Below are 13,989 nucleotides of genomic sequence, written 5' to 3'. Positions count from 1 at the left end.
GGGAGACAGGCATGACGGGTTCGACATCGCGGCGCGGGCGCGGCGCCTATGCCCACCGCCTCGAGCGCATGCGCAACCAGGCCATGGTGCCGCCCTTCGGCGAGGGGCGCGAGAGCGATACGCAACAGACGAAGACAGGGGCCGCGGTCGACTGCGGCTGGGGGCGCCTCCTGTTCGGCCAGACCTTCGAGAGTGCCGAGGCGCTGGTCGAGACGATGCGCGCCGAGGCGCCCGAGCGGCGCGACATCGCCGTCTACGTGCGCGACCCGCACGTGGTGCTGTCGCTCGCGCCGCAGGAGATGTTCCTCGATCCCTCGCACACCTACCGGCTCGACCTCGCGACCTACAAGACGGCGCGCCGGCGCCCGGCCGGCTTCTTCATACGGCGCCTCGCCTCGGCCGCCGATGCCGATGCGGTCAACCGCATCTATGCGACGCGCGGCATGGTGCCGGTGCGGCCCGATTTCTTCTGGTCGCAGCGCGACAGCCGCGCCGTGACCTGCTTCGTCGTCGAGGACGAGCTCACCGGCAACGTCATCGGCACGGTGATGGGCGTCGACCACGGCCGGGCCTTCGGCGATCCGGCCCGCGGCTCGTCGCTCTGGTGCCTCGCGGTCGATCCCCAGGCGACTCGGCCCGGCATCGGCGAGGCGCTGGTGCGCCACATCGTCGAATATTTCAAGGCGCGCGGCGCCGCCTTCACCGACCTGTCCGTGCTGCACGACAACGAGCAGGCCATCGCGCTCTACGAGAAGCTCGGCTTCTATCGCGTGCCGTTCTTCACCCTGAAGCGCAAGAACCAGATCAACGAGCGGCTGTTCGTCGGCCCCGGGCCCGAGGCGGAGCTCAACCCCTACGCCCGCATCATCGTCGACGAGGCGCGCCGCCGCGGCATCGACGTGCAGGTGACGGATGCGCCGGGCGGCTTCTTCCGCCTCTCCTACGGCGGGCGCACGGTGCATTGCCGCGAGAGCCTGTCCGAGCTGACGACCGGCGTCGCCATGTCCATCTGCGACGACAAGGCCGTTACCCGCCGGGTCGTCGAGCGGGCGGGGCTCACCGTTCCGGCGCAGATCGAGGCCGACGGCCGGGAGGCGCTGGAGGCCTTCCTCGCCGAGCATGGCTCGCTGGTCGTCAAGCCGGCGCGCGGCGAGCAGGGCCGGGGCATCGCCGTCGGCGTGGAGACGATGGAGCACCTCGAAGAGGCCATCGCGACGGCCAAGCTCTATTGCGACCGCGTGCTGGTGGAACAGCGCGTCGCCGGCGAGGACCTGCGCCTCGTCGTCATCGACTATCGTCTCGTCGCCGCCGCCGTACGGCGGCCGGCCCGGATCGTCGGGGACGGGCGCGCCACCATCCGCGAGCTGATCGAACGCCAGAGCCGCCGGCGCGCGGCGGCGACGGGCGGGGAATCCACCATCCCCCTCGATGCCGAGACGGAGCGCTGCGTGGCGGCGGCCGGCTACGGTCTCGACGATGTCGCTGACCAGGGCGAGGAGATCGCCGTGCGGCGCACCGCGAACCTGCACACCGGCGGCACCATCCACGACGTGACCGGCGAGGTGCACCCGCGCCTCGTCGCGGCGGCGGTGGCGGCGGCGCGGGCCATCGAGATCCCCGTCGTCGGCATCGACCTCATGGTGCGCTCGCCGCGCGAGCCCGACTATGCCTTCATCGAGGCGAACGAGCGGCCCGGCCTCGCCAACCACGAGCCGCAGCCCACGGCCGAGCGCTTCGTCGACCTGCTGTTCCCGCTCTCGGTGCCGGCGGCGGTGCGGCAGGCGGCGCTTCTCGACGGGCGGGACCGATGCAGCGCCTGACCATCGACACGGCCTATCTCGCCGCCGTGCTGGCACGGCTCCTGAACATCCCGAGCCCGACCGGCTACACCGATACGATCGTGCGCGAGGTCTGCCTGGAGATCGAGCGGCTCGGCCTGTCCTACGAGCTGACGCGCCGCGGCGCCATCCGCGCCGTCCTGCCGGGGCGTGAGAGCAAGCCGGCGCGGGCGCTCATCGCCCATGTCGACACGCTCGGTGCGCAGGTGAAGCGGCTGAAGGAGAACGGCCGGCTCGAGCTCGTGCCGATCGGCACCTGGTCGGCGCGTTTCGCCGAAGGCGCGCGCGCGACGATCTTTGCCGAGAAGGGCGCCTATCGCGGCACCATTCTGCCGCTCAAGGCCTCGGGCCACATCTTCAACGACGAGGTCGACAGCCAGCCCACCGGCTGGCCCTACGTGGAGCTGCGCGTCGACGCGCTGGCGCGCAACCCGCGCGACCTCGCCCATCTCGGCATCGACGTCGGCGACACGGTCGCCATCGACCCGCAGCCGGAGTTCCTGCACAACGGCTTCATCGTCTCGCGCCACCTCGACGACAAGGCCGGGGTCGCGATCCTTCTCGCCGCGCTCAAGGCCCTGAAGGCCGAAGGCGCCGAGCCGGAGGTGGACACCCACTGGGTCTTCACCATCGCGGAGGAGACGGGGGTCGGTGCCTCGGCGGCGCTCGCCAACGACGTCGCATCGATCGTCGCCATCGACAACGGGACGACGGGGCCGGGGCAGAATTCGGACGAGTTCGGCGTCACCATCGCCATGGCGGACCAGACCGGCCCGTTCGACTTCCACCTGACGCAGAAGCTGGTGCGCCTGTGCCGTGACAACGACATCCGCTACCAGAAGGACATCTTCCGCTTCTACAGGTCGGATTCCGCCTCGGCGGTGGTCGCGGGGCACGATGTGCGCGCGGCCCTCGTCACCTTCGGCATCGACGCCTCGCACGGCTACGAGCGCATCCACATGCACGCGCTGCGCTCCATCGCCGAGCTGCTGACGGCCTATGTGCTGAGCCCGGTCGAGATCCGTCGCGATGCCGAGGAGACGAGCCCGACGGTGCGCGGCTTCACCCGCCAGCCCATGGACGAGGCCGAGCAGGAGCCGGGGCTCGTCGATACCCCCGACCCGGGCGGAGAGTCGTGAGAGGGGAACGTCAGCGCATGAGCGGCTCGGCATGATCGGCATGGCTCGCGGCGCCGGTCTGCGCTAAATGGGGCGGCATGAAGCGGCAGATCCGCCGCCGGCCCCCGGGAGGAAGCGATGCGTCTCGTCGAAGCTCTGGCAACCCGCCCGCTCGTCGCCATTCTGCGCGGTGTGACGCCGGACGAGGCCGTCGCCGTCGGGCAGGTGCTGGTCGATGCGGGCTTTTCCATCGTCGAGGTTCCCCTCAACTCGCCCCAACCGCTCGACAGCATCGCGCGCCTCGCGCAGGCCTTCGGCGAGCGCGTGCTGATCGGCGCCGGTACGGTGACGACGACGGCGGAGGTGAAGGGTGTCGCCGACGCGGGCGGGCGCATCATCGTCAGCCCTCATTTCGACGAGGCGGTGGTGACGATGGCGCTCGGGCGCGGGCTCGATGTCCTGCCCGGCTGCATGACGCCGTCGGAGATCTTCGCGGCGCGCCGGGCCGGCGCCGAGGCGGTGAAGATATTCCCGGCGGAAGTCGTCGGCATGGCGGGGGTCAAGGCGCTGCGCTCGGTCCTGCCGCGGGATCTGAAGATCTTGCCCGTCGGGGGCATCTCGCCGGAGAACATGGCCGAATTCGCGCGGGCCGGCGCCGATGGCTTCGGCATCGGCTCGGCCCTTTACAAGCCGGGCATGACGCTTGAGCAGATCGCCCGCGCGGGCGAACGCTTCGTGGCCGCGGGCGCGGCGGCCTTCGGCGCGAAGTAGCGCCGGCGCGGCCTTAATTTTTCACGTCCGCTCGGATGCTTCTTCCTCGCGCGAGCGGGGCCGGCAGCGCATGGCTGCGCCGGGACCTTGAGCCGTTGCGCCGTTCCGGACCATCTTGGATTCTTCTCCCCTGCTAATCGAAACGCATTAGTTGATAGGCTTCTCCTCCTCTCCGGGAATGACATACTCGCAGGGTCAAGAAGAAGCGACATAATGGCTTGGTTGAATCCTGCGGGGTTCGACAACCATGGTGCCATTCGTCGACGCTCAATGATCGCACCTGTCTCGTTTCCATAGAGAAGTGTTCTGCGTTTCTATTCTGCGAGGGAGAGACGATATGCCCCTGAACGACAATGACACCTTTGAAGTCGACCAAAGTAACGGCTTGAACGATTCCGACTTCAACATGAACGTCGGCACGGCGAACCAGGTCGGCTTCTTCAATTTCGGCGGGGCCGCTCAGGGCATCAGCAGCGGCGGCAACGGGCAGAGCAACACGTCCTGGATCACCGACACCGGCGGCGCCGGCGGCTGGTTCAACGGAAACGACTATTATTCCGTCGACCAGGGCAACGAGATGCTCGACAGCGACGCCAATGCCAATGTCGGCACTCTCAACCAGGCCGGGCTGTTCAATTTCGGCGGCCTGTCGCAGACCACGACGAGCGGGGGCAACGGACAGTCCAACACGTCCGCCATTGAGGACGGTGGCTTCGCCGGCGGCTGGTTCAACAACAACGACGACTATCGCGTCGACCAGTTCAACGGCATGGCCGACACCGACGAGAACATGCAGGTCGGCAACATCGCCCAGATCGGCGGGCTGAACTTCGCCGGCGTCGGACAGAGCATCGACAGTGGTGGCAACGGCCAGAGCAACACCACCTGGATCGGCGACACCGGCTTCTCGTTCGGCCTCGGCAACGGCAACGACAGCTATTTGATCGGCCAGTCCAACAACATGTTCGACAACGATGCCAATGCCAACGGCGTGGGCATCTCCCAGTTCGGCGGCCTCAACATCGCCGGGGTGGGACAGAGCATCTCGAGCGGCGGCAACGGCCAGTCCAACACCTCCAATATCTCCGACTTCAGCCTCGGCTTCGGGGCCTTCAGCGACAACGACAGCTATGAGGTCAGCCAGTTCAACGGCCTCTACGACAACGACCAGAACATGAACCTGACCACCATCCAGCAGGCCGGGTTCGGGAATGTCGCAGGCGTGGGCCAGAGCATCGTCAGTGGCGGCAATGGGCAGTCGAACACGTCCGACATCAGCGACTTTGGCCTCGGCTTCGGCGCCGGCAGCAACAATGACGAGTTCAACGTCGGCCAGCAGAACATCATGTTCGACAACGACATCAACACGAATGTCGGCGTGGTGGCTCAGCTCGGCTTCGGCAATGTCGCCGCGATCGACCAGAGCATCGACAGTGGCGGCAACGGCCAGAGCAACACGTCCTGGATCGGTGACACCGGCTTCGGCGGCTTCGGCAACAACAACGACAGCTACAGTGTCACCCAGGCCAATTACCTCATGGACAACGACAGCAACACCAACGCTGCCAGTGTCTCGCAGTCGTTCGCCTTCAACTTCGCCGGCTTCGACCAGGATATCGTCAGCGGCGGCAACGGCCAGAGCAACACGAGCGCGATCGACGACGCGTAGTCCGACGAACCGACGGATGCGGACGGGGTGCGGACCCGGCAGGCCAGCCGGGCCCGCACTGCCGGCGCCAGCGGAAGGGACGGGACGATGCCGGTCGATCGCATTACCGAGTTGCTGTGGAACTATCTCAGGGTGCCTGTCGCGCACGAGGGGGAGCAGCCGAGCGTGTCCCTCGCCTATGTGCGCGCCGACGGCGAGGAGCCGGAGGTGGTGCAGCTCGGCCCCGATCCCGTCTTCGCCGCCCGCATCGGCGAGCTCGATGCCGCGAGGGTGAGCAGCCTTCCGGTCGAGCCGGCGTTCCTGGGCGGCCTCCATCTTCTTGCCGGGACGGTCGATCTGCCGCATTCGTGGCTCGATATCCATGTCGGCGCCGGGAGCCTCACCGCTCAGGCGGCGGTGCAGGGCGGCGATGCCGGCGACGTCGGCGTCGGTGGCGCGGTCGGCGGCAACCATGGCGCGGGTTCGCTGGCGCCGTCCCCAACGCCCGCCACACCTCACAAGGCGCTCGTGGCCCACGGCACCGCCGCGCCGGTGGATGCCGAAGAGGATGCTGATACGCTGAGCAGCCGGCCCGACCTGCCCGACCTCACGGACGCGGAGGCGCAGCAGGTGGTGAAGAGCGGCCAGAACGTCCAGATCAACGAAGTCGTCATCGACGTGCCCGGCACGGTCGACAATGCCGCGAGCGGCAACCTGTCGACGTTCGGGCCGATCGGCGAGCTGTTCGAGACGCTGAGCAGCCAGCAATTTCTGCAGGGGTTCTCCGTCGACAGCCATCTCGGCGGTGCGCTGTCGCAGACGGCCGTTCTGCAGTTCAACGGCCTCGTCGACCGCGACGCCAACGTGCAGGCGGCGCGCCTTTCCATGGCCGAAGCGGGGCCCGACAGCGTCGGGACAGTGACCCAGCAGACGACGAGCGGGGGCAACAGCCTGAGCAACGAGGCCGTGCTGGTGTCCGGCAGCGACGGCTACGACCTCATCGTCGTGAGCGGCAATTATTACGAATACAACATCATCCTGCAGTTCAACCTGATCATCGACCGCGATCTCAACCAGGCTTTCGTGCAGGCGGTGATCGGCGATGGCGAGGCCTCGCAGCAGGTGCTGTCGAGCGGCGGCAATCTGCAGGTCAACGAGGCCGCCATCGTCGACACCAACAGCGGCGGCGGGTTGCAACTGATCGGCGGCATCTACAGCGAGCATTTCATCGCGGTCCAGTCGTCGATCCTGTTCGACGGCGACGTCAATGCGCTTATCGCCCTGCTCGGACCCGAGGGGATTGCCGCGGCCGTCTCCGGCCAGTTCGTTTCCAGTGGCGGCAACGTCCAGATCAACATGGCGCGGTTCGGCTTCGAGGAGGGGGAGGGCGCCTGCGACGACGTGGCCGCGTGGCTCGACTTCCTGGCCAATCCCTTCGCCGGCGGCGCCTATGCCGTGCAACTCGTCGACGCCGACGGCAAGCCGATCAACGTGCTCTTCGTCGACGGCGACTACCACGACATCAATCTCATCGTGCAGGTGAACATCATCGACGACAGCGACAGCAACGTCGTCGATGCCACGGCGAGCGGCGCGCACAACCTGTCCGGCGACGGCTTCGGCGCCTTCGACTTCGACCAGTTCGCCGGATCCGGCAGCAACACGACCGTCAACCACGCCGTCATCATCGACGACAACGGCGGCTTCGGCGCCCAGGTCGTGGCCGGCAACTACACCGAGTTCAACGTCATCGTGCAGCAGAACGTGCTCTTCGACGGAGACGCCAATGTGGTGACCCAGGTCGCTGGCGCCGTCGAACAGATGGCTCACGACGAACTGACGGAGGCGCTCGCCCACGCACCAGCGGCGGCGAGCGGCGACGCGCTACACACGCTGACGGGCTGACCAGCAACGCGACACGGCATCAGACGAAGCCGGGAGGCGGCAGATGCGAGATCCGACGCGTGATGATACGACGGCCTCTGGCGCCGCTGCCGGGCGTCCACGGAATCTCGGCGACATGCCGCGACCATCCGGGGGAGAAGCCTTGCGGCTGCCGCGGGCCACCTGGCCGCCGGTCTTCACGACGGAGCGTCCGGGCGCTGCCGCCACGGCCCGCAAGGCCGCACCCGATGCCGGCGCCTCCCCGCAGAAGGCGCCGCCGCCGGTCGATCTTGCCGGCCGGCAACAGGCGCGCGACCAGATCATCGCGCCGACCCCCCCTGCCGGCGGCAAGGGAGGCGGCGCAGGCACGGGCAAGAGCACCAGCCGGCGTGCCTACCAGCCGCGGGCCGACGTCATCCGCAACGGCCTGCGCGCATGCAGCCGCGGCATCCTGCAGGTCGGCGCCTTCTCCGTCGTCATCAACATCCTGATGCTGACGGTGCCGCTCTATCTGTTCCAGCTGTCGGATCGTGTCCTGACGAGCCGCAGCATCGACACGCTCGCCATGCTGTCGATCATTGCCGTCGGCGCGCTGACCCTGCTCGTCCTGCTCGACGCCCTGCGCCGCTTCGTCCTGACGCGCATCGCCGTGCAGCTCGAGAGCCTGCTCGGCGCTCCCGTGATGTCCGCCGCGCTGCGCTCGGCCGATGTCGGGGCGACGCGCGACATCCAGGCCCTGCGTGATCTGCAGCAGGTGCGCTCCTTCATCAACGGGCCGGTGATGCTCGTGATGTTCGATGCGCCGATGGCGCCCCTCTACTTCCTCGCCGTCTTCCTCATCCATCCGGCGCTCGGCATCATCGCGACCGGCGCGGGCGTGGTGCTCTTCGGCATCGCCGTGCTCAACGAGCGCATGACGGCGAAGGAATATGGCGTTGCAGGCAATTTCGCCATGCGCGCCAACATCCAGGCCTCGGCCCAGGCGCGCAACGCCCAGGTCATCGGCGCGATGGGCATGCTGGAGGAGGCGATCCTGCTGTGGGGGCGGGAGAATGCGGCTTCCATGAAGGCGCAGGTCCACGCCAACGACCGCAACATCTATCTCGCCAGCGTGTCGCGCTACGTGCGGCTCGTGACGCAGATCGGCATCCTCGGCTGGGGCGCCTATCTCGCCGTGCAGGGCAGCGTCACCGGCGGCATGATGATCGCCGCCTCACTCATCGCCAGCCGCGCTCTGGCGCCGATCGAGGGCGCCATCGACGGCTGGCGCGGCTTCGTGCAGGCGAAGTCTGCCTACCGGCGCGTCCGCTCGCTCCTCGACATGCCGGCGAACGACACCGAGCGCATGCTGCTGCCGAAGCCGGAAGGGCGGGTGCAAGCGGACAAACTGCTCTACATCCCGCCCGGCACGCGGCGCACGGTGCTCAACGGCGTCTCCTTCACGCTCGAGGCGGGGGATTCGCTCGCCGTCATCGGCCCCTCGGGCGGCGGCAAGTCGACCCTGGCGCGCATGCTCGTCGGCTGCATCGCGCCCACGGCCGGCAGCGTGCGCCTCGATTTCATGGACCTGCGCAACTGGGACCGGCGCCAGCTCGGCGAGAGCATCGGCTACCTGCCGCAGGACATCGAGCTCTTCCCCGGCACGATCAAGGCCAATATCGCCCGCATGCGGGAAGACGCCACCGACGAGGAGATCGCCAAGGCGGCCGCCCTCGCCGGCGTGCACGAGATGATCTCCGGGTTCCAGGACGGCTACGAGACGGAGATCGCGGTGGACGGCAGCCCGCTCTCGGGTGGACAGAAGCAGCAGATCGCGCTGGCCCGGGCCTTCTTCGGCGAGCCGCGGCTCATCGTGCTCGACGAGCCCAACGCCAATCTCGACACCATGGGCGAGCGCGCACTCGCAGCGGCGCTCGCCCGCGCCAGGCGCCAGGGCATCACGGTCGTGCTCGTCACGCAGCGGCCTGCGGTCCTGCAGAGCGTCAGCAAGATCCTGATCCTGCGCGAGGGGCAGGTGGCGGCCTTCGGCGAGCGCGACCAGATCCTGCCGCGCCTCATGGCGCAGACGCAGGACGAGGCGCTCGCCGCCGCCCGGGCACCGGGCGTGCCGGCGCAGCCGCAGGCATAGGCCGGGGACATTCGGGAGGAAACGATGCCCCATGCGATCATCACCGGTGAGGAGTGGTGCGAGGACGTGCCGCGCGCCACGCGCTGGCCGCTGCTGCTCGGCTCGCTGGTCCTCGTCTTCGGGGTCTTCGGCTTCGGCGTCTGGGCGAGCGTCGCGCCCATCGACGGGGCGGTGGTCGCGTCCGGCACCTTCGTCGCCACGGGCCAGAACAAGATCATCCAGCACCTCGAGGGCGGCATCATCTCGAAGATCATGGTGCGGGAGGGCGACATCGTGGAAGCCGGGCAGCCGCTGGTGCTGCTCGACGACACCGACGCCAAGGCCAACCTGCGGCGCCTCACCCTCCGGCACGACCGCCTGCTCGCCATCCAGGCGCGGCTGGAGGCCGAGGTCGCCGGCGCGCAGGAGCTGCAGTTCGATCCCGATCTGCTCGCCCGCGCCGCCGATCCGGAGGTCGCGGCCATCCTCGAGGGCCAGAAGATCGAGTTCAAGGCACGGCGGGAGCGGGTGACGAGCGAGGTCGCCATCCTCGAACAGGGCATCGCCGCGTTGCGCGAGAACATCAACGGCGGGCGGGCGCAGCTTCGCGCGGTCCAGGTGCAGCTCGGCCTCGTGGCGCAGGAGCTGGAGGGCAAGCGCGAGCTCCTGAAGAAGGGCTACGTCCGCAAGCCGGACGTGCTGGCGCTCGAACGCGCGCAGGCGGGCCTCGAGGGCCAGATCGGCCAGCTCACGGCCGGCATCAGCGACGCGCGCGAGCGCATCAGCCGCGAGCAGCAGAAGATCTCGCACGTGCGCTCCCAGCTCATCCAGTCGGCGACCGAGCAGTTGCGGAACACCCAGAGCGAGCTCGACGACGTGCGCGAGCGGACGCGGATGGCCGAAGGGGTCAGCGAGCGCGTGACGATCGAGGCGCCGGTGAAGGGCATCGTCGTCAAGCTCATGTTCCATACCGCCGGCGGCGTCGTTGCGCCCGGCAAGGACATCCTCGAGCTCCTGCCGGCCAACGACGAGCTCATCATCGAGGCACGCGTGCGCCCGCAGGACATCGACAGCCTGCACAGCGGCCAGACGGCCCTGGTGCGGCTCACCGCGTTGAACCAGCGCATCACGCCGATGATCCCGGGCGAAGTCGTCTACGTCTCGGCCGATGCGCTGCCGGATGAGCAGCGCGGCACGACCCACAGCAGCGCCTATATCGCCCGGATCTCCCTCGACAAGGCGGCGGCGTCCGAGCTGCCGAAGTTCCGGCCGACGCCGGGCATGCCGGCGGAGGTCTTCATCAAGACCGGCGAGCGGACGTTCTTCGCCTATCTGCTGCGGCCGCTGACCGACAGTTTCGCAAGGGCCTTCCGGGAGCGCTAGGGGGCGGCGGTCGAAAAAGCACCGTTACACGCGCAGGTATTGGCGAGCACATGAACGTTTCGCATTTGGAGAATTTTAATCAAAAATATTGCGAAAATTTTCTATTTAATGTAATTTCCCTGATGCTCGTCGCCGTTCTCGGGTTGGGGCGGGGGTAATTTTGTCCTGTTGAAGGTGAACGTCAGTAAACACCAAAACGGGGGCGTCGATGCATTCAAGCCAGACTTCAAGAGGCGGCCGGGAGGCCGTGGAGCGAAGATCGGCCGGGACGCTGCCGGAGGGCATGGCGGCACTGCCGCAGCCGTCGGCCGCGCGCGGCATGAAGCGCGGGCGCGAGATCGTCACCAGCATGGTCGACGTGTTCTGTCGCCTCTCGGGTGCGCGGAGCAGCATCGCCGCGCAGCTCAACGCGGCGAGCCGCACGGCGGCCCCGTTGCACGTGGCAGGGCCCGAGGCGAGCGCGATCGCGAGCCACTGCCAGGCCCTGCTTCAGCCGGTGGCGAGCGATGTCGGCGTCAGGGAATCCTCCCTGCTGAGCACCCCGTCGGACGGGCCGCTGGTCATCCTGGAGCGGTTTCTCGACGGGCGCCTCCTGACCGGCACCATGCGGATCGCCCCCGATCCGACGGCTTTCGCCCTCGCCTCGGTGTTGCTGCCGGCGCGGCAGGACCTCATCGTCCTCGAGCAGGAGCGCCGCGCCTTCGGGGCACTGCTCCAGGGGATCGCCGACACCTTGCGGGAGCAGGCGCTGCCGCCGCGCCCGCCGGGCGCCTTCATGAGCGCCGCGGTCGTCGACCGGTGCGTGCCCTGGGGCTACGTGGTGGTCGACGAGGAGGGCTTCATCCTCTTCGCCAACCAACGGGCGCGGGCGGCGATCGTCGCCGGCTGCGGCATCGAGGGCCGCGGCGGCCGTCTGCGGGCCCTGCGCTCGGTCGTGGACCGCACGCTCGCGGCCACCGTCAGCGAGATGGCCAAGGCCGCCCTCGCGGGCGCCACGCCCCCTTCGCGGGTCATCGCCGTTCCCAACGCCGACGGAGAATGCCGCTTCGCGCTCAAGATCGCGCCGTGCGGGCGTGGCGAGGGCACCGGCATGGGCACCGCCTATGTCTTCATCATCGACCTGAAGAGCCGGCTGCGCGCCAATCACGAGGAACTCGCCTGCCTGTTCTCGCTGTCGGACAAGGAATCGCGCTTTGCCGAGCTCTTCTGCTCCGGCCTGCGGCTGAACGAGATCGCCGCGATGATGGGCATCACGGCGAATACGGCGCGCGTGCACCTGCACAACCTGTTCAAGAAGACCGGCACCTCGAGCCAGGTCGAACTGGCCTGGAAGCTGGCCCGCGTACTGTAGCCGGCCGTCCCCTCACGGGCGGGCGGCACGGACGACGCTGCGGATGGCGAAGGCCGACTGGATGCGCGCGACCCCGGGTAGCCGCGACAGGACGTCCGTATGGATGCGCTCGTAGTCGGCGGCATCCTTGGCCGAGACGCGCAGGTGGTAATCGGCGAGGCCGGTCATCAGGTAGCACTCCTGCACCTCGGGACACTTGCGCACCGCGGCCTCGAAACGGCGGAGGAACTCCTCGGTCTGACGCTCGAGCGATATCTGCACGATGACCACCGTCGCGTCGCTGCGCGGCCCCTCGTCGACGATGGCAGCATAGCCGCGGATGACGCCGCTTTCCTCGAGGTTGTGCAGGCGCCGCAGGCAGGCCGACTGCGACAGGCCCACCTCGGTGGCGAGCTTGGCATTGCTCATCCGGCCGTCCTGACGCAGGAGGCGCACCATGCGCAGGTCTGTCGCATCAAGCTCGCGCATGCAATTTTCCTCTAAAACATGAACATAATTTGCAATGATCCGGCTAATATTCGCATATAGTTCGATATCATGCAAGGAAATGAGGGGATCATTGCGTGTATCCTGCGCCTGAGGCATCGCCTGCCGATGATGCGGCGGGGCTGATCCGGTGAGCGGAGGAATGTCGTGAAGGTGCTCGTTCTCGGCAGCGGCGTGATCGGCGTCGCCAGCGCGTATTACCTCGCCAAGGCTGGGCATGAGGTCACGGTCGTCGACCGGCAGCCGGCGCCTGCGCTCGAGACGAGCTATGCCAATGCCGGCGAGGTCTCGCCCGGCTATTCCGCGCCGTGGGCCGGGCCCGGCGTGCCGGTCAAGGCGGTCAAGTGGCTCCTGATGAAGCATGGGCCGCTCGTCGTGCGGCCGCGGCTCGATCCCGCGATGTGGGTCTGGATGGCGCAGATGCTCGCCAACTGCACGAGCGCGCGCTACGCGGTCAACAAAGCCCGCATGGTGCGGCTCGCCGAATACAGCCGCGACCTGCTGCGGGCCCTGCGCGCCGAGACGGGCATCGCCTATGACGAGCGCAGCCGCGGCACCTTGCAGCTCTTCCGCGAGGCGGCGCAGCTGGAGGCGACGGCGAAGGATGCGGCCATCCTCGCCGAGTCAGGCGTGCCCTACGAGGTGCTGGACGTCGAGGGCTGCATCCGGGCCGAGCCGGCCCTTGCGAGGGTGCGCGAGAAGTTCGTCGGCGGGTTCCGCCTGCCCGACGACGAGACGGGCGATTGCCACCTGTTCACGCAGAAGCTCGCGGCGTTGTGCGCCGACATGGGCGTGGTCTTCCGCCAGGGCGTCAACATCAAGGCCCTGTCGGTGGAGGGCGGGCGGCTCGCCGGCGCGTCGACCGATGCGGGCTTCCTCACGGCCGATGCCTATGTCCTGGCGCTGGGCAGCTTTTCGCCGCTGCTGCTGCGCCCGCTCGGCCTGTCGATCCCGGTCTATCCGGTGAAGGGCTATTCGATCACCGCGCCGGTCGTCGACGAGGCGGCCGCACCGGTGTCGACGGTGATGGACGAGACCTACAAGGTGGCGATCACCCGCCTCGGCGACCGCATCCGCGTCGGCGGCACGGCGGAGGTCTGCGGCTATGACATGACGCTGCGGCCGGCCCGGCGCGCGACGCTCGATCATTCCGTCGGCGACCTGTTCCCGGACGGGGGCGATCTGACGAAGGCGAGCTTCTGGTGCGGCCTGAGGCCCATGACGCCGGACGGCACGCCGGTGATCGGGCCGACGCGCCTGTCCAACCTCTATCTCAACACGGGTCACGGTACGCTGGGCTGGACGATGGCCTGCGGCTCCGGCCGCGTCATCGCCGACATCGTCGGAGGGCGCAAGGCCGAGATCGAGACGGCGGACCTTGCCATGAGCCGCTACAGCTGAGC

At 68.3% G+C, this 13,989-nt stretch carries 10 protein-coding genes; 9 read left to right on the top strand and 1 reads right to left on the bottom strand.

Annotation, left to right across the window (positions count from 1 at the left end; translation table 11 throughout):
- Positions 1 to 11 precede the first annotated feature (11 nt).
- The 8 genes from ngg (at position 12) to GGR16_RS26530 (ending at position 12,100) form a co-directional block, all read left to right on the top strand.
- The gene (ngg, locus tag GGR16_RS14810; protein WP_156332659.1) at positions 12 to 1,820 is read left to right on the top strand and encodes an N-acetylglutaminylglutamine synthetase; all 1,809 of its coding nucleotides are present in this window, start codon (positions 12 to 14) and stop codon (positions 1,818 to 1,820) included.
- A complete protein-coding gene (locus GGR16_RS14805) occupies positions 1,808 to 2,977 on the top strand; it encodes an osmoprotectant NAGGN system M42 family peptidase (protein ID WP_183317075.1) in 1,170 nt (389 codons plus the stop codon). The genes ngg and GGR16_RS14805 overlap by 13 nt, the downstream gene beginning before the upstream one ends.
- 117 nt (positions 2,978 to 3,094) lie before the next feature.
- Positions 3,095 to 3,727 (top strand): 2-dehydro-3-deoxy-6-phosphogalactonate aldolase, encoded by a 633-nt coding sequence (locus tag GGR16_RS14800; RefSeq protein WP_183317074.1) that lies wholly within the window; start codon positions 3,095 to 3,097, stop codon positions 3,725 to 3,727.
- Positions 3,728 to 4,112: 385 nt separating this feature from the next.
- Entirely contained in the window at positions 4,113 to 5,396 is a 1,284-nt protein-coding gene (locus tag GGR16_RS14795; RefSeq protein ID WP_183317073.1) for a hypothetical protein, read from the top strand.
- Positions 5,397 to 5,483: 87 nt separating this feature from the next.
- Positions 5,484 to 7,280 carry a hypothetical protein gene (locus GGR16_RS14790; RefSeq protein ID WP_183317072.1) on the top strand — a complete coding sequence of 599 codons (1,797 nt, stop codon included), beginning with the start codon at positions 5,484 to 5,486 and terminating at the stop codon, positions 7,278 to 7,280.
- Between the two features lie 142 nt (positions 7,281 to 7,422).
- On the top strand, positions 7,423 to 9,387 hold the full coding sequence (locus GGR16_RS14785; protein ID WP_183317071.1) for a type I secretion system permease/ATPase: 1,965 nt from the start codon (positions 7,423 to 7,425) through the stop codon (positions 9,385 to 9,387).
- A gap of 24 nt (positions 9,388 to 9,411) precedes the next feature.
- Complete coding sequence (locus GGR16_RS14780; protein ID WP_183317070.1) at positions 9,412 to 10,749, top strand: HlyD family type I secretion periplasmic adaptor subunit; 1,338 nt, start codon at positions 9,412 to 9,414, stop codon at positions 10,747 to 10,749.
- 247 nt (positions 10,750 to 10,996) lie between these two features.
- Positions 10,997 to 12,100: a helix-turn-helix transcriptional regulator gene (locus GGR16_RS26530; RefSeq protein WP_183317069.1), complete on the top strand. Its 1,104-nt coding sequence runs from the start codon at positions 10,997 to 10,999 to the stop codon at positions 12,098 to 12,100.
- Between the two features lie 12 nt (positions 12,101 to 12,112).
- Here GGR16_RS26530 and GGR16_RS14770 read toward each other — a convergent pair whose 3' ends face one another.
- Positions 12,113 to 12,568, bottom strand: a complete 456-nt coding sequence (locus GGR16_RS14770; RefSeq protein ID WP_019403431.1) for an Lrp/AsnC family transcriptional regulator — start codon at positions 12,566 to 12,568, stop codon at positions 12,113 to 12,115.
- 165 nt (positions 12,569 to 12,733) lie between these two features.
- On the opposite strand from GGR16_RS14770, the gene GGR16_RS14765 reads away from it, so the two are divergent.
- Positions 12,734 to 13,987 carry a D-amino acid dehydrogenase gene (locus GGR16_RS14765; RefSeq protein ID WP_183317068.1) on the top strand — a complete coding sequence of 418 codons (1,254 nt, stop codon included), beginning with the start codon at positions 12,734 to 12,736 and terminating at the stop codon, positions 13,985 to 13,987.
- Positions 13,988 to 13,989: the final 2 nt, after the last annotated feature.

This window comes from Chelatococcus caeni, assembly GCF_014196925.1.
Classification (GTDB): Bacteria; Pseudomonadota; Alphaproteobacteria; order Rhizobiales; family Beijerinckiaceae; genus Chelatococcus_A; species Chelatococcus_A caeni.
Note: the sequence above shows the minus strand (reverse complement) of the source record. Positions and strands in the feature narration are given on the sequence as shown.

Coding starts and splice junctions, on each gene's coding strand:
- ngg (WP_156332659.1), top strand. CDS start 12: ATGACGGGTTCGACATCGCGGCGCGGGCGCGGCGCCTATGCCCACCGC.
- GGR16_RS14805 (WP_183317075.1), top strand. CDS start 1,808: ATGCAGCGCCTGACCATCGACACGGCCTATCTCGCCGCCGTGCTGGCA.
- GGR16_RS14800 (WP_183317074.1), top strand. CDS start 3,095: ATGCGTCTCGTCGAAGCTCTGGCAACCCGCCCGCTCGTCGCCATTCTG.
- GGR16_RS14790 (WP_183317072.1), top strand. CDS start 5,484: ATGCCGGTCGATCGCATTACCGAGTTGCTGTGGAACTATCTCAGGGTG.
- GGR16_RS14780 (WP_183317070.1), top strand. CDS start 9,412: ATGCCCCATGCGATCATCACCGGTGAGGAGTGGTGCGAGGACGTGCCG.
- GGR16_RS14770 (WP_019403431.1), bottom strand. CDS start 12,568: ATGCGCGAGCTTGATGCGACAGACCTGCGCATGGTGCGCCTCCTGCGT.